General features: G+C 47.7%; 21 protein-coding genes. 4 read left to right on the forward strand and 17 right to left on the reverse strand.

Going from position 1 to position 21,931, the window contains the following annotated elements; all coding sequences use genetic code 11:
* Nucleotides 1-101: 101 nt before the first annotated feature.
* From LFX17_RS18500 to LFX17_RS18510, 3 genes are read right to left on the reverse strand one after another with little or no spacing between them, the layout of a single operon-like run.
* Complete coding sequence (locus LFX17_RS18500) at nucleotides 102-1,376, reverse strand: NAD(P)/FAD-dependent oxidoreductase (protein WP_238748054.1); 1,275 nt, start codon at nucleotides 1,374-1,376, stop codon at nucleotides 102-104.
* Between the two features lie 22 nt (nucleotides 1,377-1,398).
* The gene (locus LFX17_RS18505) at nucleotides 1,399-1,950 is read right to left on the reverse strand and encodes a low molecular weight protein-tyrosine-phosphatase (RefSeq protein WP_238731684.1); all 552 of its coding nucleotides are present in this window, start codon (nucleotides 1,948-1,950) and stop codon (nucleotides 1,399-1,401) included.
* The gene (locus tag LFX17_RS18510) at nucleotides 1,926-2,672 is read right to left on the reverse strand and encodes an SDR family oxidoreductase (protein ID WP_238731685.1); all 747 of its coding nucleotides are present in this window, start codon (nucleotides 2,670-2,672) and stop codon (nucleotides 1,926-1,928) included. Before LFX17_RS18510 ends, LFX17_RS18505 begins: the two co-directional genes overlap by 25 nt.
* Nucleotides 2,673-2,830: 158 nt before the next feature.
* Here LFX17_RS18510 and LFX17_RS18515 point away from each other — a divergent pair, with 158 nt between their 5' ends.
* Nucleotides 2,831-3,847 carry a GGDEF domain-containing protein gene (locus LFX17_RS18515; RefSeq protein WP_238731686.1) on the forward strand — a complete coding sequence of 339 codons (1,017 nt, stop codon included), beginning with the start codon at nucleotides 2,831-2,833 and terminating at the stop codon, nucleotides 3,845-3,847.
* A 112-nt stretch (nucleotides 3,848-3,959) separates the two neighbouring features.
* Here LFX17_RS18515 and LFX17_RS18520 read toward each other — a convergent pair whose 3' ends face one another.
* Nucleotides 3,960-4,355: a cyclic nucleotide-binding domain-containing protein gene (locus tag LFX17_RS18520; protein ID WP_238731687.1), complete on the reverse strand. Its 396-nt coding sequence runs from the start codon at nucleotides 4,353-4,355 to the stop codon at nucleotides 3,960-3,962.
* A gap of 96 nt (nucleotides 4,356-4,451) precedes the next feature.
* Between LFX17_RS18520 and LFX17_RS18525 the strand changes: the two genes are divergently transcribed.
* Nucleotides 4,452-5,645 (forward strand): acyltransferase family protein, encoded by a 1,194-nt coding sequence (locus LFX17_RS18525; RefSeq protein WP_238748057.1) that lies wholly within the window; start codon nucleotides 4,452-4,454, stop codon nucleotides 5,643-5,645.
* A 412-nt stretch (nucleotides 5,646-6,057) separates the two neighbouring features.
* On the opposite strand, the gene LFX17_RS18530 is transcribed toward LFX17_RS18525, so the two are convergent.
* From LFX17_RS18530 to LFX17_RS18540, 3 genes are read right to left on the reverse strand one after another with little or no spacing between them, the layout of a single operon-like run.
* Nucleotides 6,058-6,660, reverse strand: a complete 603-nt coding sequence (locus LFX17_RS18530; RefSeq protein ID WP_238748059.1) for an NADPH-dependent FMN reductase — start codon at nucleotides 6,658-6,660, stop codon at nucleotides 6,058-6,060.
* Nucleotides 6,661-6,690: 30 nt separating this feature from the next.
* On the reverse strand, nucleotides 6,691-7,398 hold the full coding sequence (locus LFX17_RS18535; RefSeq protein WP_238731690.1) for a ParB/RepB/Spo0J family partition protein: 708 nt from the start codon (nucleotides 7,396-7,398) through the stop codon (nucleotides 6,691-6,693).
* Entirely contained in the window at nucleotides 7,391-8,308 is a 918-nt protein-coding gene (locus LFX17_RS18540) for a ParA family protein (RefSeq protein ID WP_238748061.1), read from the reverse strand. Before LFX17_RS18540 ends, LFX17_RS18535 begins: the two co-directional genes overlap by 8 nt.
* A gap of 201 nt (nucleotides 8,309-8,509) precedes the next feature.
* Here LFX17_RS18540 and LFX17_RS18545 point away from each other — a divergent pair, with 201 nt between their 5' ends.
* Nucleotides 8,510-9,613 carry a putative porin gene (locus LFX17_RS18545; protein ID WP_238748078.1) on the forward strand — a complete coding sequence of 368 codons (1,104 nt, stop codon included), beginning with the start codon at nucleotides 8,510-8,512 and terminating at the stop codon, nucleotides 9,611-9,613.
* A 16-nt stretch (nucleotides 9,614-9,629) separates the two neighbouring features.
* A complete protein-coding gene (hemH, locus tag LFX17_RS18550) occupies nucleotides 9,630-10,727 on the forward strand; it encodes a ferrochelatase (protein ID WP_240009330.1) in 1,098 nt (365 codons plus the stop codon).
* Here hemH and hemG read toward each other — a convergent pair.
* The 10 genes from hemG to LFX17_RS18600 form a co-directional block, all read right to left on the reverse strand.
* Entirely contained in the window at nucleotides 10,715-12,004 is a 1,290-nt protein-coding gene (gene hemG, locus LFX17_RS18555) for a protoporphyrinogen oxidase (RefSeq protein ID WP_238748095.1), read from the reverse strand. The two genes, hemH and hemG, sit on opposite strands and share 13 nt — an antisense overlap.
* A gap of 96 nt (nucleotides 12,005-12,100) precedes the next feature.
* Nucleotides 12,101-13,075, reverse strand: coding sequence for an LA_0442/LA_0875 N-terminal domain-containing protein (locus tag LFX17_RS18560; RefSeq protein ID WP_238748103.1), 975 nt, complete (start codon nucleotides 13,073-13,075; stop codon nucleotides 12,101-12,103).
* Between the two features lie 91 nt (nucleotides 13,076-13,166).
* Nucleotides 13,167-14,516, reverse strand: coding sequence for an oxygen-independent coproporphyrinogen III oxidase (gene hemN, locus LFX17_RS18565; RefSeq protein WP_238748105.1), 1,350 nt, complete (start codon nucleotides 14,514-14,516; stop codon nucleotides 13,167-13,169).
* Nucleotides 14,513-15,535 carry a uroporphyrinogen decarboxylase family protein gene (locus tag LFX17_RS18570; protein ID WP_238748114.1) on the reverse strand — a complete coding sequence of 341 codons (1,023 nt, stop codon included), beginning with the start codon at nucleotides 15,533-15,535 and terminating at the stop codon, nucleotides 14,513-14,515. Before LFX17_RS18570 ends, hemN begins: the two co-directional genes overlap by 4 nt.
* Entirely contained in the window at nucleotides 15,525-16,217 is a 693-nt protein-coding gene (locus LFX17_RS18575) for a response regulator transcription factor (RefSeq protein ID WP_118956976.1), read from the reverse strand. Before LFX17_RS18575 ends, LFX17_RS18570 begins: the two co-directional genes overlap by 11 nt.
* On the reverse strand, nucleotides 16,214-17,128 hold the full coding sequence (locus LFX17_RS18580) for a sensor histidine kinase (protein ID WP_238748127.1): 915 nt from the start codon (nucleotides 17,126-17,128) through the stop codon (nucleotides 16,214-16,216). The genes LFX17_RS18575 and LFX17_RS18580 overlap by 4 nt, the downstream gene beginning before the upstream one ends.
* Nucleotides 17,128-18,459, reverse strand: a complete 1,332-nt coding sequence (hemL, locus tag LFX17_RS18585) for a glutamate-1-semialdehyde 2,1-aminomutase (RefSeq protein WP_238731698.1) — start codon at nucleotides 18,457-18,459, stop codon at nucleotides 17,128-17,130. The genes LFX17_RS18580 and hemL overlap by 1 nt, the downstream gene beginning before the upstream one ends.
* On the reverse strand, nucleotides 18,456-19,409 hold the full coding sequence (gene hemB, locus LFX17_RS18590; RefSeq protein WP_238748151.1) for a porphobilinogen synthase: 954 nt from the start codon (nucleotides 19,407-19,409) through the stop codon (nucleotides 18,456-18,458). The genes hemL and hemB overlap by 4 nt, the downstream gene beginning before the upstream one ends.
* The gene (locus LFX17_RS18595; RefSeq protein WP_238748153.1) at nucleotides 19,378-21,006 is read right to left on the reverse strand and encodes a type 2 periplasmic-binding domain-containing protein; all 1,629 of its coding nucleotides are present in this window, start codon (nucleotides 21,004-21,006) and stop codon (nucleotides 19,378-19,380) included. The genes hemB and LFX17_RS18595 overlap by 32 nt, the downstream gene beginning before the upstream one ends.
* Entirely contained in the window at nucleotides 20,991-21,866 is an 876-nt protein-coding gene (locus LFX17_RS18600) for a Rossmann-fold NAD(P)-binding domain-containing protein (RefSeq protein ID WP_238748155.1), read from the reverse strand. The genes LFX17_RS18595 and LFX17_RS18600 overlap by 16 nt, the downstream gene beginning before the upstream one ends.
* Nucleotides 21,867-21,931: the final 65 nt, after the last annotated feature.

Consider the following 21,931-nt stretch of genomic DNA (forward strand, 5'->3'; position numbering starts at 1 on the left):
TTCTTCTTGCAAGAGGGGAGTATTCAAGAATTTTTTTATGTCGGAATGCACGCGTTTGTTCCGTTTTAAGCAGTTACAAACGCATGTCGATTTACGGAGAATTAAACCGAATTCTTATCCGCGCTGATCTCGTCCTGGATCACACGCGCTTCCGCGCGGAACGCGATGTAAGACCAAACCCATGTGATCAGAATCGTCACCTTGTTTTTAAAGCCGACCTGATAGAACAAATGCACGAACAACCACGCAAGCCAACCGAAAAACCCTTTCATCTTGATCGCACCGATCTGGGCGATGGCGTCCGTTCTTCCGATGGTCGCCATCGAACCCTTATCGACGTAACGAAATGGTTTGCGTTTTTTGTTTTTGAGATCGCCTTGTATGAGAGCCGCGACGTAACGGCCTTGTTGCATCGCAACCGGAGAAACTCCCGGCAACGGACGTTCGAGACCTTTCGAATAATTCGCGATATCCCCGATGACGAATACTTCGGGATGACCTTCGATGTTGCAGAACTCGTCGACCATCACCCTTCCTCCCCGATCCAAGGTTGCGCCTAACGTGGCGGCGATCGAATTCGCCTGAACCCCGGCGGCCCAGATAACCGTTTCCGTCGGAATCGTCTTCCCTTCCAGTTGAACCCCGTGTTCGTTGATGTCGACGACTCTGGTTCCGGTCAAAACCTCCACTCCCCTTCTCTCGAGACGGTGTTTTGCGAACTCCCCCAAAGCCGGGTCAAAGGTCATAAGAAGTCTCGGAGAAGCTTCGATCAAAGTGATCTTGGACAAAGCCGGATCGATCATGTGGAATTCGTCCCGAATGATCTGGTGGGAAAGTTCCGCTATGGAACCCGCCAATTCCACGCCGGTCGGCCCTCCCCCGATGATCACATAGTTTAACAGCGATTTTACGACTTCGGGGTCCCCGGAAAGCTCCGCCTTTTCAAAGGAGATCAGAAGTTTGTGGCGAATCTTCAACGCGTCCTTGAGATTTTTCAGACCGATCGTATGTTTTTCCCAGTGATCGTTCCCGAAAAAACTGGATTTAGCTCCCGCCGACAATATTAGATAATCATAATTTGTGGAAGTGTTTTGATAATGGACCGTTTTTGTCGCCGTGTCGATCTTGGTCGCTTCGCCCAAAACGACCGTGACGTTCTCGCTTTCTCCCACGAGGGAACGCGTAGGAATCGCAATGTCGGCCGGACTCAGAACCGCGGTGGCGACTTGATAGAGTAGGGGTTGAAAGAGGTGGTGATTTTTTTTATCGATGACCGTGATGTCGAGGTTTTCGTTTTGAGAGAGTTTTTTAACGGCCTGAAGACCGCCGAACCCCGCGCCGATGATGACTACTTTCTTTTTCCTGGATTCACTCATGTGTGAGAATCTTCCTCCCGGATTAGGCTTTTAAATCCAGTTTTCTAGAGAGGAGAAATTCCAGAAAGTCTTCTGCGGTATCGGAAACGATATTTTGCACTTCGTCAAAATCCTTCAAGGTTCCGTAATACGGATCGGGAACTTCCAGATCCTTTTTGGAATCTTTTTGGAAGAATCGGAAGAGCTGCACCTTCTTGCGTTCCTCGTCCGAGGATGCGAGATAAAGAACGTCCTTTTGATTCGACTTATCCATCGTAAGAATGTAATCGAATTCACGGAAATCCTCTTTGCGGAATTGTCTCGCCTTGTGAAAAAGTTCGATTCCCTTTTTGCGCGCGGCCTGTCTTGCTCTCGGATCGGGAAGTTCTCCGATATGATAGCGTGACGTACCGCAGGAATCCACGACGAAAGAGGATTCTAAATTTCTTTTTTGAACCAAATCCAAAAAAGCGCCTTCCGCCGCGGGAGAACGGCAGATGTTTCCGAGGCAAACGAACAAAACACGAATGGGAGTTCCGTTTTGCGGACTTCTTCTTTCCAAAGGATGATTTATTTCGGACTGATCTTCGACCATAAAAATTCGGGAATCCGTTTCATAAGATATCCCACGAACGCCCATGGGAACCAAGGAACTGTAGCCGATAAAACTTTGTTTTCAATTCTTTTATAAATTTTTTGTGCGCCTTGTTCCACCGGGACGACAAACGGACGAGACTTCATCTGATTGTTGATCGGAGTATCGATAAATCCCGGATGAATCACGGTCACGGTAACGCCGAAACGTTTTACTTCCCCTCTTAAACCTTCCATATACGTGGAAAGACCGGCCTTGGAAGAAGAATAACTCGCGGAACCCGGTAAACCTCTAAAAGAAGCGACGGAAGAGATCGCGGCAATCTGACCGGACTTCTGTTTTTGAAAGAGGGGAAGAGCCGCTTCCACGCCGGCCATCGCACCGATCAGATTGGTCTCGATCACTTGTTTGTCCGCTTCGAAACTTCTTCCTCCAAAGGAAGAAGAAGTGGAAATGCCCGCGTTTAACACGATCAAATCCAAACCGCCCAAGTCCTTTGCAAGCTTAGGAATCACTTTAAAATTCTGATCGTAATCGGAAACGTCCAAGGCCGCAAAGACGATCTTCCCTTTGGCTCCGGAAGCTTTCAGTTCTTCCGCAATCTTTTTGAGAGAATCCTTTCTTCTTGCCGTAAGAGCCACATTCGCTCCGGCCTTCGCGTAGAGCTTCGCCAATTCTTTTCCGATTCCGGAACTTGCACCCGTGATGATTACATTTTTCATACGGAACAACTTAGTGTATGATTATAACTTGCTTCAAACACTAATTTCAAGAAAGACTTCGTTTATTTAGTTTACCGAAAAAACCTTCGAACCAAAAGTTTGTAAAAGAAGCCTCTTCGATTCGGGAAGGCTCGTGCGAAAAAGAAGGCGGTAAGGTTATGGACCTGAACCAGCAAGACGAAATTACCAGACTTCGCGGTTTGGTGGAACTCTACGAAAGAGTTTCAAAGCTCAGCGAAAGCGAACTTTTGGAAGCGGAGAAACATCTCGACGGTTCCGAAAACACGGCGGGTCTTGCGAGGCTCGAATTGATTCGGATGAGCGAACAGCTCAAGAGCATCCGCAATATCGGACCGGATCTGAAGACCAAGGTCATATCCCTGCTTCACGATCACGAATCCGGTTTGAAGGAATTCAAAACGAGAATCGCCGAACTTTCCGATAACAATCCCTTTTTTTATTCCGATTTTTTCAGAATCATATCCCACCTTGAAATTCAAGAGAACGACGCAAGAGAACTCTGGGAAGAGATCTACAACCACGGAGAGAACATGAGTTCCTCTTTGGGGAGAAGCGTAAACTTCGTCGTATCGATGTTAGATTACATCTTCAGCAAAAAAAGAATCATCGAAAATCCGAAGATCGTGGAACTCTATTCCTTCGAAGAGATCATCCTCAATACGGTCATCGACGAAACGAGCGGAATTTACAATCGAAGATATTTCAACATAATTCTCAACAAAGAAATCAATCGAAGCGCGAGACACCAAAGGGATTTTTGTCTTTTGATCTTCGACGTGGACAACTTCAAAATCATCAACGATACGTACGGACACGGATTCGGAGACGATATTCTCAGATTGATCGCCGGAACGATGTTGTATTCGTTCCGTCAGGAAGACATTTGTTGCCGGATCGGCGGGGAAGAGTTCGCCGTGATCTTGCCCGAAACTCCGAAAGAGAACGCACTCGTTGCGGCCAATCGGTTTCGAAATTATCTCCTCGAAGCTTCGATGAGTCAGTACGGTTTGGCCGTGACGGTTTCCGGAGGAATCTGCAGATTTTCGGAGGACGGAAAAGATACGAACGAATTGTTCAAGAACGCGGACGCCGCCCTTTACAAAGCGAAAAAAACCGGAAAGGACAAGTTCCTCGTTTTCTCCCCGGACTTATAAAGCCGACGAGCCTGAAGTAGTCCAAGCGATATACGATTTTTTGCATATACCGCGCGATCGGTTTTCGACGGAGTCGGCCCAACGGCACGAATCGAACCGTCGATCCGTGCGTTTATTCTTCCGGAACCTTGTACTCGTATTCGCCCGAATATTCTTCCAGTTTGGAAATGAGGATCGCGTTCGTGTTCGCCAAACGATCGGCTAGGATTCTCACCATCTTGGCGGCGAAGTCCGGATTGTTGATTAGAAATTTCTCAAGTTGTTGTTTGCTTTCGATCACGGCGAGCTGACAATCCAAAATCGCTTTTGCGGTCGCAGTTCTCGGCATCGCGCGAAACAAAGCCATCTCGCCGAAAAAATCCCCTTTTTTCATCACCGCGAGACGCTGGACGATATTCTTCCTCGTAAAGAAAACCTCTACCTGACCGGAGAGAATCACATACATCGCGTTATTCGATTCCCCTTCCCGAAAGATGATGCCGCCGGCAGGGATCTGCACCTTATTCATTTTTTAAACCGACCTAAAATATTTGCTTCTTTACCGATAAATCGCATATTGACAGATGAATATTAATTCTACTCCCCCGGAAAAGTACACTCTTTTATGACTTCGAATCTTTCACTTTTTATCGATCTCTTCGGGCTTTGTATTCTCTTTTTTATCTGCATTCTATCGAACCGGCCTTCTCAAATTCTGCTTTCCGATCCTCCGAAAAACGGTTCCGGCGGAGGAAGAAGCGAGTCCGTGGACTTTATCCGCGGCCTTGCGATCACGGGAATCGTGTTCATCCACGTGAATTCGTATTATCAGTACTTTGGTCCCGATCGGAACGCGTCCGTTTTGACCTTGTTTCTTTCGAACCTATCGAGATTCGGAGTTCCGGCCTTTATCCTTTCTTCCGGAATTTTTTTAAAACCCGCCAACTTTAGAGACTACTGGAAACCCAAGATCCTTTCATTGCTCGTTCCCTATTTTCTCGTAAGTCTTTTGGCCGCATCCATAAAACTCGGAACGTTTCCGGACATAAGAGAATACTTATACGGCATTCTTTTGGGAACCTGGTGCGCTCCGTATTACTTTGTCCCGCTTTTGATTTCCTTTTATCTGATCTTTCCGGCAATGAACGCGATCCGCGCAAAGTATAACTCGAAAAAAGCGGCCTTGAGCCTCCTATTCGCGTCCCTCCTTTTGAACTTTGCGGCCAACCACGCGTTTCGTTTTTCCGAAAACCCCTGGCTAAAAACGATCGAGCCGATCCTGTTCGGCGGGTTTTTGTTTTTTTTCACCTTCGGCTTGTTAGCCGGAAAGTGGTTCAAAGCCCCCGGAGAATTTCTGAATTTTTCGCAGGAACCCGGTTCTCCCCTCCCCTACTCTCTGCGGAAACTTCTTTGGGTCGGAATTTCGATTTATCTGACTGTCGTCTTTCTCGCGGGAATTTTTTGGAAGTTCGATTCCTCCAATCACCTGCTCTTTTATCCTTTGGCGATGTTCCTTTTTCTTTTCTTTTGGGCTGAAAACGTTCAGAAACGGAAGGGACATAAAACTTTGATTTCCGTTTTCTCCTTTGTCGGGAAGAATAGTATGGGAATCTTTTTGCTGCATCCGATCCTCATCCATCTGATGCACGCGTGGAGTCCGTTCGCTTGGGGGGAAGGTTTCTCTTGGGTCGCGATCGCAATCACCGGCTTTGCCAATGTCGCCTTACCTCTTGGAACTTGGCTGCTCGTAACGAAGTCGCTGGATCGGGTCGTAAGTTTCGGAATTTCCCGGAAAGTGGACGGAACTTCGGCCAATTAACGGGATTTCCCGGTTTCACAGTCATATCGCTGACGGATTTCCTGAAAACATGACTTCTTAGTAAGCCTACAAACGATTTATATTCCGACAATCGACGGAGAATTCTTCCGTCGTTTTAGCCTTGCCTCTTCGTTTTAAAGGACTTCGGATTCTATCAAAAGATTTTCGGAAGTTTCACAAGACTTCCGAATCTTAGAACGGATTTTAATGTCACTATCGAACCCGCATGCAAGATCATCCTGTAAAAGATCGCAATCCTTGTTCCGACAAACCTTTTTTCAAAAAAAAATTTCGACTTTCGGATCCAAGAAAACGGGGAAGCTCGCAGAAGCCGCACTTAAAGCTAAAGAATCTCGAATGATACTACGTTTGAAACACAGAAACTTCTACAAGACGAAAGAATCGGAACGAGTCACATCCCGTTCGCAAATTCTTTTTTAACCGTAACACCCGAGTCGCGAACCGTCTTCAGAGCGTCGCCATAACTCACGAGAATTTTAAGAGCGAAATCGATCCGATCCCGCAGATAAGAATCCTCTTTGCTCATGGAATCCGGTCCGTTTAAAACGTGTTCCGCGTCCCGCACGATGATATGTTCGGGGATATAACAAAGCTTTGTGTTCTTGTAGCTGCTCATTCTCAGCTCGGCCACGGGGTAAGCGCCGCCCCGACTCGCGGAGACGGTCGCAATCAAAACCGGCTTATGGCCGACCGCCGCCGAGTTGCAATAGAGGATAAAATTCTTCAAACCGGGGGAAGCCATTCCCGAGTACTCCGGGGAAACGAACACGAGCGCGTCCGCATTTTTCAGTTCGGCTTCTATCGGCTTCCAAATCCCGTCCCAATATTCTCCTCCATCCCAAAAAGAATCGTCCCAAACAGGAAGTTTATGATTTCCCAAATCCAAAATCCATGCCTGATGACCGAACGTTTCCAAACGTTTCCCGATCCATCCGGCGACCTTTGCCGACTGGGATACCTTCCTGTGAGGACCGGCGATGATAGCGAGTTTCATATTCTCTCCGTATTAAATTAAAGAATCGAATTAGTCTTTGAGTCCGTATTTCTTTTTGAGAGAAGATAGTTCCTTCAGGAACCTTTCCCTTTGCTGCGGGGCGAGTTTGCCGAGCTGAAGAACCACTTTTGCCGGCGCCGACTTTCGGGGTGAAATCATTTCACCCCCTCTGCCTTCTTTTTGTTTTAAGAGCTCTTCCAGATTTTTTACGGAAGCGTCTTTTCCGGATTTAAGGAGATCGGCGACGGACTTTTGGTCGAGCCTCGCGATGGAACTGAGCTGCTTTACGTATCTTTCGGTAAATCCTAGAACTTTCGCGACCTCATCTGCGGTTTTACGCTTTTCCTTTCTTAAAAACTGAATCGCACGACCGACTTCCCAAGGATTTAAGCTTTTACGTTTTTCGTTTTCCGCAAGAGCCATTTCAAAACATCTTTCTTCGGAGGCGGAAGTTTCAATGGAAGGAATCGTATTCCACTTCAAAATTCTGGCGGCTTGGTATCGTCTTTCACCCGCGACGATCTGATACTTCTTACCCTGTTTTTTGACTACGATCGGCTCGATCAGGCCGAGGCGCTTCATAGACTCGACCAAATCGGATACGTCCTCTCTCCCGAAAACCCTCGGCTGCGTCGGATTGGGTGAAATATCGGAAAGAGCGATCTCGGTCTTGGACGATTCTTTTTCTCCGAACGCGGTAAGAAGATCCATACCCGCAAAGTCAGAACGTTTAGCCATTTGCAATTTTCTCCATCACCTCATCCGCCAAGGAAGAAAACATCTGCATCGCCTTGCCGTCGTATTCTCCCAGAAGTTTTTTCTTCGCCTGCGCCTGCGGAATCGACTCCCGCCTGTAAACCACGGTTCTAAAAACCTCGAAATACTTTCGGATCGCGTCCGCAAGGCCCGCCAGCGCACGAGCGTCCTCGTATTGATTCAAAACGGCGCCCAAAAGATTGAGGGAAGGATTCGCCTTCTTCTTGATCTTAAGAATGGTGGCGTGAAGATCCTTCAGCCCCTGAACGCTGAACGCTCTGGTTTGAATCGGAATCAAAACGTGGTCCGCGGCGATCAAAGCGTTCTCCAAAATCAGGCCCAGGGATGGAGGGCAATCGATGATGATATATTTGTAGCTCGAACGCACCGGCTTGAGCGCATCCTTCAGCAATTCGAAATCATCCCTTTCATAGGGAGTCGTAAAGTTCGCAAGATGAATCGAAGAAGGAAGCAGGTCCAAACCCGGCGCGAGCTGGACCAAAAGATCCTTAACCGGAACCGGTTCTTCTCCTCTGTAGCCGAGAGAATGAAAAACGGATCTTTCCACCGACCCGAAAAAAAGCTGAGTGATATTCGCCTGAGCGTCCCAGTCCACGAGAAGAACCGGTGCCGATTTGGATAAGGCTTCCGCAAGACAAACGGAGACGGTCGTTTTTCCTTCTCCGCCTTTTTGATTGGAAACCGCGATGATCGTCGAATCGTAAACGTCCCGATTCGATTTTTGAAAATATTTTTCGATCGTTTCCCGATCGTATTTTCCTTTGCCCGAGGAAGGAATTTTCCATTCCTTTACTTTCGATAAAAATTCATCTTCAGAAGAAATTTCGTAATCATCTAAGATCTGTTGGGTTGTTAGAGTTTTGGAACTCATGGAAGAACTCTTCGGATAGAATCGTCCGAACGTATGCGATCTGTCAAATCAATACTATGTCCCATGAAGTCCGGAAAGCTAAAAAACGGAATTGCATGAGTAGGGTAGGGTGGCTAATCTGCCTTGATCCGCATTTGCGGTCGTAAGGGGTGAAATCGTTTCACCCTCGGAATCCCATACGGCTCATAAATAAACAGCATTATGAATCAAAACAAAAAAACGATCCAATCCGCTCTAGTCGCAATTCTCCTCCTATCCACCGCTTCAATCAAAGCGCAAAACGCAAACCCGATCGAAATCGGACCGCCGCCGGCGCCGCAGGAAAAAGAAAAGCCGTTCGCGGAAGACGAGCCTTTCCTCAAAAAACTCATTCGCCAATCTTCGTTTACGATTCTTGCGGGACGCAATGGAGGAGACAATATCTTTGAAACAGGAACGAAATACGCCAACCTTTCCGGCTTGCGCGGCGGCTCGCGAATCACGTACGAGCGAGATTTTAATTACGGCGGACTCGGATTTACCTTGCGATGGAAAAAATGGGAAGCGGATCTGAACGTCAAAACGACCGGACGATACGTCAATTCGGGAGAAGGAAGGGACGAAGATTTCTATTTAGGAGACCCCACGATCGAACGAGGGACAAAAATCTCCACACGCGAATTTTCATACTACGATACGCCTTACACCTTCATAGGATCTCGCAACTTTGCGGACGGCAAAGGACGGCTTTCGATGAAACAGGACAGGCAATCCCTCATTTTTAGAAGATACTTCGGCGATTCCGATCCGGATGCACGCAAAGAAGGGAAGGGGCTTTTTCTAACGGGCGGCTTTCAATATACGTTTACGAAATACGTTCTCTACGATGTGTTCCAATACTTCGACTCGAACCCCGTTTTTTTGAATCGTATCGGATTAGGATTGAGTCTTTCTTATTCGACCTACGAATTTCCTCTCGGACTCGGATACAGATATTCGAACGCAGAATGGATTTTCGAGACTTCTTTTTCGGGAGTATTTTGGTCTGGACACTTTAGGGACTTCCATTATCAAAGAGCGCTCAATTTTATCGGAGACGTAGGCGGATTCGGAATCGATTTTAACGTATCGGCGGGAAGAATTTTCGGCAACTATCTTATCTTCTTAAAACTCAACGAACACCGACTTTTCGGCGACGGACATTTTCAAACCAAAGGCGGGCTCAGCCAAAACGACATTCTTTCCCAACACTTAGGCCAGTATAAGAATTACATGAATCTCAAGGAATGGAACGTCGAACTTTCCCTTACGGGCTTTTTATACTGATAAAGGAAAAATCGAATTGAAGAACCGAATTCTTCTCATCAATCTCGGAGGACCGAGAAACACGTCGGAGATCGAAAAATTCCTGATCGATCTTTTTGAAGACCCTTATGTTTTCGACCTTCCTCTTCCCGAATGGCTCCGCAAATCGTTGGGAAGATGGATCGCAAAAAGAAGAGCGCCCAAGGTCGCCAAGACGTACGAATCGATGGGTTTTGGCGGAGGTTCTCCGCTCGTATCTGAAACACAAAAACAGGCGCAAGCGATCGCAAAAGCCCTCGAAAAAATCACGGGCGAGAATTGGGAAGGCGACGTCGCTATGACCTGCGGTTATCCGGACATTAGAACGTTCGACTCAGAACGTCTCACACCCGCAAAACGAAATATTCTACTCCCTTTATATCCTCATTTCTCCAGATCCACCGTATTGAGTACCGCCAAACTCGTGGAACAAACCCTCCGCGTATGTCCGATCGGAAAAGAAGGCTGGGTTCCGCCGTTTCACGCGTCCTCCGAATACCTGGAAGCGATCCGAGATTTGATTCTCGATTTTTTTCAAGGACGATTGAACAAAAAAGAATTCCTGCATTCGGAAGCATTTCAAGCGGTTCCGAATTGGGAAAAAATCGATCTCGTTTTCAGCGCACACGGAATTCCGATGCGTTTGATTCAAAAGGGGGATCGTTACCGGGAAGAGATCGAAACGAATGTAGAAAATTTAAAACGACTTCTTCGGGAGAAAGGATTTCAAGGGAATTGCCATGTTTCATTTCAGAGCAGAGTAGGGCCGTCCAAATGGACCGAGCCGAATACGATCCACAAACTCGAAGAACTTGGAAAAAACGGAGTCAAACGCGTCGCGGTTTATCCGATCAGTTTCGTCGGGGATCACCTGGAAACATTGGAAGAAATCGGAGAACAACTCAAAGAAGTCGCTCGTGAAAACGGAATCGCCGAATACTTTCGAATCCCCGCGCCCGGCATCTACGGAAAGTTCATCGAAGCGATCGCAAAGCTCAGTTTAGAATCGACTCAATCTCGGAAACAAGAATGTATCTGCAAAAAAAGAGGCGGCCATATTCCCAAAACGGGAGAATGCTCCGCTCAGTTATCTTGACGGTTCCGCATAACGTTCCAGGCTCTTTCCAGGATGGAACTGAGACCGATTCCGTATCGAAAATTTCCTTCCGCATACACACCTTCGGGCAAACTTCGGTCCAACTCCTGATTGAACGCCAACAATGCCGAATCATACACAGGCAAAGCGGATTTCCAGACCGTAACGTAGTGATTGACGGGAACTCCGTTTTGAACCGCGATCTTTTTCCGATCCTCTTCCAAAATCGCGACGATTTCATTCTCTTTGAGTTTGGAAATCTCCGTGTCCATCGCTCCGCCGAAGATGAACGTTTCCGAATCATATCCGTCCGAAACCCTTCCCGAAAAAATCGAAGAATTGATCAGAACGCCCCGAGCACGAAGCCCCGCCTCGGGTGGAAATAAAATGCCGAATCCCGTTTTGTTTCCGAGAAGAGATTCGTGTCCGAAACGCGTCGCGGTTACGACCCCCAACGTTCTGCATACCTTTTCGTATCGTTTAAAAACGGGAACGCTTGCGGATAAAATTTTCAACGTGGATTCCAAGCCGCAGGCGAGCGTGATCCTCGCATTCGGATATTTTTTTCGTAAAGCCGATAGGGCAGGGGGCTCTTCGGACTGTAAAATCCTGGAATTCGGAGAGGATTTGATTTTCGCTTCCATGGCGTTTAACAATTCCCCCAAACCTCCCCGAAAACTAACCGTTCCTTTTCTTTGTTTCGGGACCTTGGGCTCGGATTTTCTTTTTTGAAAAAGGGTCTGCAAATTTTTCCAAAGCGTCTCATCCGTAACGACGAACCTGCCGATCACCAACTCTGCGGACATCTCCTTTAGATTTCCCGCATATACTCCCGCAAGTCCCGGCTCGAGCACGCTTTTAACCGCGTCTTCCCCCAAAACACGGTTCCCCCATTGATAGACGGATTCTCCTCGTTCGATTCCCGCGGAGATTCGAAACATTCCGTATAACGCGCGTAAGGCGCCCCAAAAAGAAAGGGGCAGTCTTCTCGGCGCGCCGTTCTTCCAGATATAACGCCTCCGAGAAGCTTTGAGCGTGGGAAGGATTTCCAAACCCAATGCGGAAGCCAATTCTTCCAACCGATACGAATTTAAGATTCCGTTTGCGGCGGTTTCCACAAGACCGAACGGAGTGCGGATGGATTGAATCAATCCTCCGGAGCGATTTTTCTTTTCGTAGATTAGAACCGATTCTCCCTTTAAAACCGAGAGGGTGGCGTAAAGAAGTCCGGTAAATCCGGCGCCGACGATGATATGATCCGGTTGTTGAGTTGCCACGGATCTATTTTTACGGGAATCAAAAGATTGTAAATCAGCAATTCAAGGAACGATCGCTTCCCATCGTCCCTTAAAGACCAAAGAATCGAAGTCGAATTAAAATTGGAATCTATATCCGAAGGTATATTTGGATTCGAGCGTGGAAGATGTCGCTCCGCCGTTCAGCATTCCGGAGTTTGCCATCGGATTGTAATCCAAGATCAATCCTTTTGACGATCCGTCCGAAAACCCCACTTTGGAGGAAATTTGTCCGCCGAAAATATACGCATCCGCCAAGTTGATCAGATAAATTCCGGCTAACACGCCGATGCTCGTCTGAAGATTCTTATACGCTTTGTCGACGGCTTCGCGCTTGCTTTGATACGGACTAAATTCCTGGTTGTAGACATACAAGGCTACCGGATCGGTGATGACGGGTGATAAGTTCGGATTTGCGACTCCGATCGCCGCCAGAGTGAGGGAATCCGTCGAATACGGATTTCCGTAACTCTCGTAATCTTTTTTAGCGACGAGATACTTGCGATTATTCTCATATACCGCATAACCTGCGGCTAAGAAAAGAGTAGGGTAGATGATCGCTGCGAACTTTCTTCCGCTCGCCCATTGTCCCCAACCGGGAAGGATCGCGGACCTCCCCAAGGCCCCGGCTTTCGATACGGCGGGTTTTGGAGGAGGTGGAGGAGGAGGAAGCGGCTTGTTCTTTTCCGCTTCTTCTCTTTCCTTTCTAAGGCGTTCTTCCTCTTCCTGTTGCTTTTTGAGATCGACGTTTCTTTGTTTTGTGAGCTTCTCGTCTTCCAAACGTTTGATCTCGGCGTTTCGGATTCGTTCTTCCTCTTCTTCGTCGATATCTTTATAGATTACTTTTAAGATTTCTTTTTTGGCGATAACCCGTTTGCCTTCTTTGGTTTGAACCGTAATCGTCTTCTGATTTTGCGTGATTACCTTACCGCGGAAACTTCCGCCCTCGTGCAATAGAACGGTCTCGGCCGAGACCGAAACGATCCCTAAAAAGAATAAGCAGAAGGTTAAAATAAGTTTTCTTAAGAACGATATCAACGCGGGCCTTCCCATATTCAGTTATACGATTCCGTTCGGAGGAACCGCCACTGCTACTCAATAATTTATTGGACGACTTTTTGACCGAAAACCGCGCTGTCCGTTCCTAAATCGATCTCGAAAAAACTCTCGATTCCGGGCTTTTTCTCCGCAATCGAAGATCCAATCCCGTACAAACGTTTCTCAGAAAGGGCCAACCCTTTTCGGTCAAAGAGAGAAGATTTCCTTCCCATCTAATTAAAGTATCGTCTTCCATGGAGGCCAAATACAGCCTTACGTCCTGCAAAATTTGCTCCGGTACTATAACCTTTCCGGTCGTCGATAATTGCAGAATTAACGATCTTTGTATCAAATCCTCGCCGTCCAACTTATGTCCTCTCAAAGTGGCAAATCGGTCTTCACGAATTCTTTTTTGATATTTTTTGACAATTTTTTCGTTTTGATGGAAACAATCCCAACTATCCGAAATCGCGGAAACACCCAACCCTAAAAGCATGTCAGTGGTTCGGGTCGTATAACCCATAAAATTTCGATGCAGGGTTCCGTTTTTTGCGGCTTCGGAAAGTGAATCCGATTCCAAAGCGAAGTGATCCATTCCGATTTCGATATATCCCGCCTTAAGGAACAGCTCTCTCGACACTTCGTATAACTCGCGTTTTTCGGAACCGGACGGAAGATCGGCCTCTGTGAATAATCTCTGCGCCGCTTTGATCCAAGGGACGTGCGCGTAACTGTAGAATGCGATTCGATCCGGACGCAGTTCGAGAGTTTTCCGAACCGTATGTTTCATGCTCTCCAGATTTTGCTGCGGCAATCCGTATATAAGATCGAAGTTCACCGAAGTGTAACCGAGTTTTCTGGAAAGGTCCGTGATTCTCTCGGTCATTTCGAAAGGTTGCGTGCGGTTGATGAGTCTTTGAACCTCGGGATCGAAATCCTGAACTCCAAGACTAACCCTTCTGAATCCGAAGTCGTGAAGAAGTTTCAGCTGCGTATCTCTGGTTCTTCTCGGATCCACTTCCAAGGAGAATTCCGGCGCGGAAACCACATTCATCTTTTTTAATATGGAATCGAGAAGAAGCTCAAGATTCTTTTCCGCGAGATACGTCGGAGTGCCTCCTCCGAGATGGAGTTCCTTCAATTCTCTTTGTCCGATTTCGGGGACTTCTTTCAGATAATTGGAAAACTCCGCAAGAATCGCATCGATATACGGCTCTTCCACGGAATGATTTTTTGTGATCGAAGTGTTGCATCCGCAAAAGGAACAAAGAGTTTCGCAGAAAGGAAGATGAAGATACAAAGCTAAGGAAGAATTCTCCGGCGTTAAACGATTTCGAACCTTGTCCAGCCATTCTTCCGTGCTTGGATTTTCGGACCAATAAGGAACGGTGGGGTAGCTCGTATAACGCGGAGCCGGTATATCATACTTTGCGATCAGTTCTTTTGCACTCATCATTGAAATGTCTCTCTTACGATTTCCACGAAGGTTTTTACGTTGTCTTCGGGGGTCTTGGGCATAACTCCGTGTCCGAGTCCGCAGACCCAGCCGATCCGTTCTTCGGGGGGAAGATCCCGAAACGGACGGAGAAAGTTGATTAGAGTTTTCTTAAATTCGTCGCGCTCCATAAACAATAAGGCCTGATCGAAATTTCCCTGGATCATCCTGCTTTCGGTTCGGAATACTTGTCTTAAATCCCATCTGTGATCGAATCCGAATCCCGCAAGCGAAGGAATGTTTCGGATTAAATCGAAGTGCGAGGTCGCCGTTCCTCTACCATAATATCCGACTTTTCCCGGATAGGCATCGGCCAAGGTTTTTACGCCGGGAATGACGATCTCCTCGAAAAAATCGGGAGATAAATCCCCGCCCGCCGTATCGAAGATTAGGATCAACTCGGCGCCGCCGTCCAACTGAAGAGCGATATTCTCTTTTAGGAATTGGACTATCGTTTTCAAGAATTCTTTTCTGACATTTGTCAACGTTTTCGGCAAAGATAGATTGCCCTCGTGTTTTCCCGAAACTGCGTATGTAAACAAGGTCCAAGGACCGCCCACGAATCCGATCACGGATTTATCTTTGGGAATTCTTTCCCGAGTGAGCTCCATGGCGTCCTTTTGAAACTGCATAAAGGAAATTGAATCCTCGACGGACTTGAGTTTTTTCAGATCGGCTTCCGAACGGATCGCAAAACTCAAGTTAGGTCCCGCGTCCGTGTATCGCAGACCCATCCCCAAAGCCTCCAAAGGAAACAGAATATCGGAAAAAAGAATCGAGACGTCGAAATCGAACTCGTTCACCGGGCCGAACGCGACTTCCGCAGCGAGTTCGGGAATCTTGCACAATTCCTCGAAGGAATGTTTTTGTCTGAGGGCTTGGTAGTGTTTGTGATAACGTCCCGCCTGTCTCATCATCCATACGGGAGGAATCTTTTGTGCGATTCCGCCGATCGCGTTGGAATAGCGCTCATTCGACATTTCTTAATTCTCCGGTCCATTGATAACCGACGCCTCGTACGGATCGTATGACTCGTTCTCCTTCTTCTCCGAAGGCTTGTCTAAGCCGCACGATCGAATTGTCGATCGTTCTGTTTGTGGGGAAACTTTCTTCTCCCCAAAGTTTGTCCAAAATTTCCGCGCGGCTTACGGTGCGTTCGCGTTCCGCAACCAAGAAATGAAGAAGAGCGCAGTCCCGTTTGGAAAGAGGGATTTCTTCGTTTCCCTTTTTAATCTGAAATCCTTGAAAATCCAAGACGTAGTCTTTGTAAAAGAATCTGGATTCTTCTATGGAATGTTTATGGGATTCCAATACGTGTTTGACTCGGAGAAGAAGTTCCTTGAGATGAAACGGCTTCGGAATGAATTCTTCCGCTCCGAGTTCAAAACCGCGGAGCCGTTCGGGCGCGCCCGCTTGTGCGGTTAAAAATAAAAACGGAGGACAATCCTTGGTTTCTTTGAGTTCTTCCGCAAGAGTGAATCCGTCCCCGTCCGGCAAACGTACATCCAAAAGAATGAGATGCGGCTTTTCGTCTTTGACCAATTTTTTTGCGGACACGGCGGAAACGGTCCAAAGGACTTCGTATCCTTCTTTCTGAAGTCGTTCTTGTAGGGTTTCCCCGAGAGAACGATCGTCTTCGACTAACAAGAGTTTGGCCTTCATCGCGGCGCTCCCGGAAGAACCAAGTCCACTCTGAATCCGATTTTTTGAGGAACGATTTTCATCGAACCTTTCATTTTATTCGTCAGTTTTTTTATGATATACAATCCGATTCCGGTCCCACTCGAACTCCCGTGTCTGTAAAAGGGAACGCCGAGCCCTTTGTATTTCCCGTCGAATCCGCTACCGTTGTCGACGAGCGATATCAGAACTCGTCCGGATCTTTGCCGTTCGGAACTCACCGTAAGCGCGGTCGCCTTTCCGTGTTTCAAAGAATTCTCCGCAAGATTCTTAAAAATACTTTCGAGCGCCTTTCGATCCGAGAACACGAAAACGTTCTCCAAAGACTGAAGATCGATTTCAAGTTCGGGGAAATCTTCTCCGATCGAAAGAAAGATTTCGCGCACGTTCGTTTTTTCTATATAAAGAATTTCGGATCTTGTCAGACTCGCGAGATACATCGCGCGATTCATCTGCGATTCGATTCTCACCGAGTCCATAAGCAATCTTTGAAGCAGTTTGCTCTCGTGATGATTGGGCAATTCTTCCTGAAGACTTTCCGCCTGCAGACGAAGGCTCGCGAGAGGAGTTTTCATTTCGTGCGTCACCGTGGAAAAAAAGTCGTGGATCATTTTGTTTCTGCGTGTTTCTCGATAAGAAAACCAAATCAACGTCGCTCCGCCCAAAAACAACATCAGAAGAAAAAACGCTCCTTCCATCTTGATCATTCTGCTTTGTCGCTCGAGGAGGAGAAGATTTTCGGAGGCGGCAGACGCGTTGAGCTTGGAACTGAGTCCCGCGACCGTATTCGTCAGTTTGAGTCCGAGCAGAAACCACCAAATCCCCAGCGAGACCGTGGCAAGCAGCCAAACGATCGCGAATAGGATTCTCGTATTTTTCCAAAGAGAAGACATCAGATTTCTTTGAGCGCTTTCTCGGCCAACTCCAACGTCTTCGCGACGACCGAGTCCGTGTGCGCCCAGGATAAAAAGCCGACTTCGTAACCGGAAGGAGCGAGATAAATTCCGTGCTTTAGCAAAGCATGAAATACTTTTGCGAAACCTTCCCTGTGACCTTCGGGAATTCGATCGATTCTTCGGACCGCATCTTTCGTTTTCGCGCGAAACCAGAACAGGGAAGAATGTGCGACCGCCTCCCATTCCCGATCGGATTTCGCGTTTAAAAGCCGAATCATTTCCTGCGTCAGAATTTTAGTTCTATCCTCTAACACGGAATAAACGGAATCCCTCTGCGCTTTTCGCAGCGTAGCAAGGCCCGCCCTCATTCCGAACGGATTCCCGCTCAAGGTTCCCGCTTGATAGACCGGACCGGAAGGAGCGACGAGATCCAATAATTCCTTTTTACCCGCATAACAACCCACCGGAAAACCGCCTCCGATGATCTTTCCATACGTTACGAGATCGGGACGGATTCCGAGCAAACCGGACATCCCTTGAAAGCCGGTTCTAAAACCGGAAATCACCTCGTCAAAGACGACTAACGTTCCGTGTTTTCTCGCGATCTCGACGATCTTCGATAGGAATTCTTTTCTTTGGATCAAAAGTCCGTAGTTTGCAGGAAGAGGTTCGATGATCAATGCGGCGATATTCTTCCCTTCGGTTTCAAAAACTTTTTCGACAGCCGCCTCGTCGTCCAAAGGGAGAACGAGAGTGTTTGCGATAGCGGTTGCGGAGATTCCCGCGCTATCGGAAGAGGATTCTCCCGCGAGACCGGAACCGGCTTTTACGAGCAAGGCGTCCAAATGGCCGTGATAACATCCGTCGAACTTTAAAATTTTTTCCCTTCCGGTTGCGGCCCGAGCGACACGAAGCGCGCTCATCACCGCCTCCGTTCCGGAATTCACGAAACGAACTTTCTGGGCCCAAGGGACATTGTTTGTGATAAACTCGGCGAGTTCGAGAGAGTAGGGCTCGGCGGCCCCGAAGCTCCACGCAAGACCCGCGGTTTCACGAACGACTTCTTCCACTTCGGGATCTCTGTGACCCAAGATCAAAGGGCCGAAACTCAGACAATAGTCGACGTATTCTTTCCCATCGATGTCGGTTAACGTGGCTCCGTTTGCCGAAACGAAGAAGACGGGAGTTCCGCCCACGGACCTGAACGATCGTACGGGAGAATGAACTCCTCCGGGAGAAACCTTCATCGCTCTTTCAAAAAGTTCTTTGGAGTTTTGACCTTTCCACGATTCGGAAATCAACTTTGAATGGGACGTTTGCGAATTCACGATAAAATCTCCTTTCCTCTTCTTGCGGCATACGTGATCAAATACGAAGCCCCGGCTCTCGAAAAGATCTGCCAGGTTTCGCGGAGCGCCGCGTCAAAATCGCAGAACCCGTTTTGCGCGAGATAATGAATCGATGCGTATTCTCCGCTGACCTGATACGCTCCCGTCGGCAGCCCGGTCCGTTCTCGGATCGGGGCTATCAAATCGATCGAAGTCATTCCGGGTTTGACCATCAGAAAATCGGCGCCTTCTTCCTTGTCGCGAAGCGAAGAAAGAATGGAATCCTCGCGATTGCGAACGTCGATCTGATACGAAGAACGATCTCCGTGCCCCGGAGCCGAATCCGCGGCCGCACGAAACGGTCCGTAAAAGTTGCTTTTGAACTTAGTAGAATAACTTAAAATTGGAATATTCGAAAAACCGTTCGTATCCAAGATCGTACGATGGCTGCGAACCCTTCCGTCCATCATGTCGCTCGGTGCGATTCCGTCCGCGCCTGCCTGCGCGTACGCAAGAGCGATTTTAGAAAGATGTTTTACGGAAGAAGGATTGTCGATACTTCCGTCTTGATGCAAAAGCCCGCAATGTCCGTGCGTCGTCAAAGAACACATACAAGTATCGATCCACAAAAACGCGTCCGGAAATTCTTTTTTTAAAGTCGAAATCGAACGTTCGTAAAACGCCTTCGGGATTTCCGTATTCGATTTGAGCTCCGGAACCAAAAAAAGAATGAAGTGAGAAGTTCCCGCCTTGAGATCGGATTCCACTTGTTTTAAAACGGACGTTTCCGTATCCCGAAACACACCGGGAAGAGAATCCATTTTCTCTTTTTCCTTCAGGCCTTCCACGATAAACAAAGGTTGTATTAGTTTTTTTGAATTTAAACTTTCCGAAGACGCGAGTTCTCTGAGCGGAGCGTTAAGCCTGATTCTTCTTTGTTTGGTTTCCAAGGTCGTTTCCTTTGAATTCTTTGAGTCCGAGACTTTCCAACCAAGACTCGTAGCGTATAAAGACGGATAAATTTGCGGATTCTCCCAATACGTTCCGGATATGGGAGGAAGTGATTCCGGGTCCGCAAGCGTGGAATCGATTTCTGATCTGCGGATATAAGGAAAGCGCCTTATCGAATTGGGAAGCGCTCATCCAAAATAAGTGCGTCTTTTCGGATAAGTCGGGATGATCTTCCATCGGTTGCGCTTGGTAGGTAAGCACGCGTTCCAATCCGGAAGCGATCTCCGTCGAACCGACGTGCGTGCATTTTACGAAGTCCAACCGCTTTCCGAAAAGAATTCCTTCGGGCAACTCTTCTTCGCCGAGAGCATCCAAGGAACCGTGAACCCAAATGTCCCGTTCGGCAAGTTGAACCCATGTTTTTAAACCGGAAGTCCACACAAGACCTTTGTGTTCCAAGGCCGGATCGATGATCGGATATGCGTTTCCTCGAGTGACGAGCCAATCCTTGAGAACCAATTCTTTCGGAAGAATTCTCCGATCCTCTTTGCCGTCCGCGGAAAGAACAAAACCTTCTTCGGAAGAAAGCGGAACCCGCTTTTGTTTTACGGCTTCTCCGGGAACGGGATACGCTCTGAGCACCGATTCGGCGGGAGGAGCAATCGTTTCGGAGAATTGCTCTTCGATTTCGAGCGTTTCGCCGGAATCGGTCAATCCGCGTTGGTATAAAACTTTTCCAAAGGGCCGATATAAAATCGAAACGCCGATCTTTTGATGACAACCGCCTCCGAATTTTTTTAAGATGCGCCGCTCTTCTTCCACCGCTTGAACGACTTGCGGTTCACTCAAAGTCCGAACGAGATCGATCGTCCACGAATCGTTCGACCTGGCTTCCGCGGCGATCGCGCCTTGCGCCGGGGCGGAAGGATTGAGAGAAAGAGGGAAAATCTGAAAAACGGATTCGGCAAGCGCCTCTTTTAAGAACTTTCGTATTTCTTGATATTCTAATTCGTCCGAGTTCGGAAAATTCTCCGATAACAATCGATCGAGCGCGGCCTTTGCAAGGACCAAACCGTCGGCGTCGGATTCTCTCCATTTGCGGATTCTCGTCTGGATATTTCCGCGCACCGGCAAAAACGTAAGGGAGGAATTTTTATAACGGGAAGGCAGGGACTTCGCTAAGAATTTCTTCAGGTTGTATTCTCTACGCGGAGAAGAAGTCTGAATCTTCAGTTCCCGGGGAGAATATTTGTCGAGAGAGGATTTTTTCCAAAGAAGCACGTCCCTTTGATCGGCTCGGCCCAAAACACCGAGAATCGTCGTTCCCGAATGACCTTCCAGATCCAAATCCTTCCAAGAATGAATCACGAGATCGACCTTTTCATCCACAAGATCTTTCGTTAAATCCTGCGTAAAAACGCCCCTGCTTCCCATCTTCCAAAGAGGGGTTTGCAGATCCTGATCTCCGGAAGCTTCTCTAAAATGAAGTTCGACGATTAGATCAGGATATTTTTCTCGGAGGGCGCCGAGTACAAGGTAAGTCTGAAGTCTTGCGAGTGCGCTTTTACGGGAACCGATCTTCAGAACGCGGGACAAGTCAAATCTTCCCAACCGAAAATGAATTGCTGCGCCTCGAGTTCCCGTTCTTCGACGAGATCGTCTAACGCGGGCAGCACTTGCTCGCGGATCTGCATCGCCCTTTCTTCGGTTTCACGAAGGGAATCTAACATCGCCGCAAACGAAATATACCGCACCGAATCGGGCCATTTTTGTTCCAGAGGAACTTCCCTAAAGTCTACGACGATCGTTCCCGGTTTGATTGCGTCGAGAACCGAGGAAAGATTCAAAGGCGCAGCGATGACGATCGCTTCTCCCGAAGGGTTCCATTCGCTTAACAATTTCACGGAAGCGTCCGCTTCTTTGGAAAGAAACGCGAGCCGTTCTTCGTTGCGTCCCACAAGCGTCACGTTTCTCGTCTTCAACCAAGGAAGAATTTTTTCGGCGAGTTGCCCCGTTCCCAACAAAGAAACGGATTTCGTATCCTTGAGATATTTATTCGCGAGCCCGCCGTAGGATTGTTCTCCTATGTTCTGAAGATAACGGGAACGAATACTTCTCGAATCTTGAATCAGACTGTCTCTGAATTTTGCGAGATATTCCCCGAACGCGGAAGAGGGGAGCGAAGCATTCTTAAATCGTTCCCGGAATTGAGCGAGAACTTCCGTCTCACCCAAAAGTCTGGAATGAAGTCCGGAAATGACTTCGAGCAAAAAACGATACGCTTCGTAACCGGAATACGATTCCAAAGTGGAAGGAAGTTTAGAAGGTTCTTTATGAATTCGGCTGTCCGTGACCCAGATCGTACGCATGCAAGTCATCCAGGAATAAGAACCAGGAATCTCAACATTCTCTCTATCCTTTTGGATCGAATGATAAACTCGCAGAGTGGACCACATATCGATAAAAGAACTATACCAGTTTTAAAGCTTTGATTGTCAAAGAAGTGTCACTGTCTCAAAAA

This window comes from Leptospira sanjuanensis (assembly GCF_022267375.1).
Classification (GTDB): Bacteria; Spirochaetota; Leptospiria; order Leptospirales; family Leptospiraceae; genus Leptospira; species Leptospira sanjuanensis.

Bases quoted from the DNA above. Each gene is read 5' to 3' on its own strand.
- LFX17_RS18500 (WP_238748054.1), bottom strand. From the start codon at position 1,376: ATGAGTGAATCCAGGAAAAAGAAAGTAGTCATCATCGGCGCGGGGTTC.
- LFX17_RS18505 (WP_238731684.1), bottom strand. From the start codon at position 1,950: ATGGTCGAAGATCAGTCCGAAATAAATCATCCTTTGGAAAGAAGAAGT.
- LFX17_RS18510 (WP_238731685.1), bottom strand. From the start codon at position 2,672: ATGAAAAATGTAATCATCACGGGTGCAAGTTCCGGAATCGGAAAAGAA.
- LFX17_RS18515 (WP_238731686.1), top strand. From the start codon at position 2,831: ATGGACCTGAACCAGCAAGACGAAATTACCAGACTTCGCGGTTTGGTG.
- LFX17_RS18520 (WP_238731687.1), bottom strand. From the start codon at position 4,355: ATGAATAAGGTGCAGATCCCTGCCGGCGGCATCATCTTTCGGGAAGGG.
- LFX17_RS18525 (WP_238748057.1), top strand. From the start codon at position 4,452: ATGACTTCGAATCTTTCACTTTTTATCGATCTCTTCGGGCTTTGTATT.
- LFX17_RS18530 (WP_238748059.1), bottom strand. From the start codon at position 6,660: ATGAAACTCGCTATCATCGCCGGTCCTCACAGGAAGGTATCCCAGTCG.
- LFX17_RS18535 (WP_238731690.1), bottom strand. From the start codon at position 7,398: ATGGCTAAACGTTCTGACTTTGCGGGTATGGATCTTCTTACCGCGTTC.
- LFX17_RS18540 (WP_238748061.1), bottom strand. From the start codon at position 8,308: ATGAGTTCCAAAACTCTAACAACCCAACAGATCTTAGATGATTACGAA.
- LFX17_RS18545 (WP_238748078.1), top strand. From the start codon at position 8,510: ATGAATCAAAACAAAAAAACGATCCAATCCGCTCTAGTCGCAATTCTC.
- LFX17_RS18560 (WP_238748103.1), bottom strand. From the start codon at position 13,075: ATGGGAAGGCCCGCGTTGATATCGTTCTTAAGAAAACTTATTTTAACC.
- hemN (WP_238748105.1), bottom strand. From the start codon at position 14,516: ATGATGAGTGCAAAAGAACTGATCGCAAAGTATGATATACCGGCTCCG.
- LFX17_RS18570 (WP_238748114.1), bottom strand. From the start codon at position 15,535: ATGTCGAATGAGCGCTATTCCAACGCGATCGGCGGAATCGCACAAAAG.
- LFX17_RS18575 (WP_118956976.1), bottom strand. From the start codon at position 16,217: ATGAAGGCCAAACTCTTGTTAGTCGAAGACGATCGTTCTCTCGGGGAA.
- LFX17_RS18580 (WP_238748127.1), bottom strand. From the start codon at position 17,128: ATGTCTTCTCTTTGGAAAAATACGAGAATCCTATTCGCGATCGTTTGG.
- LFX17_RS18600 (WP_238748155.1), bottom strand. From the start codon at position 21,866: ATGTGGTCCACTCTGCGAGTTTATCATTCGATCCAAAAGGATAGAGAG.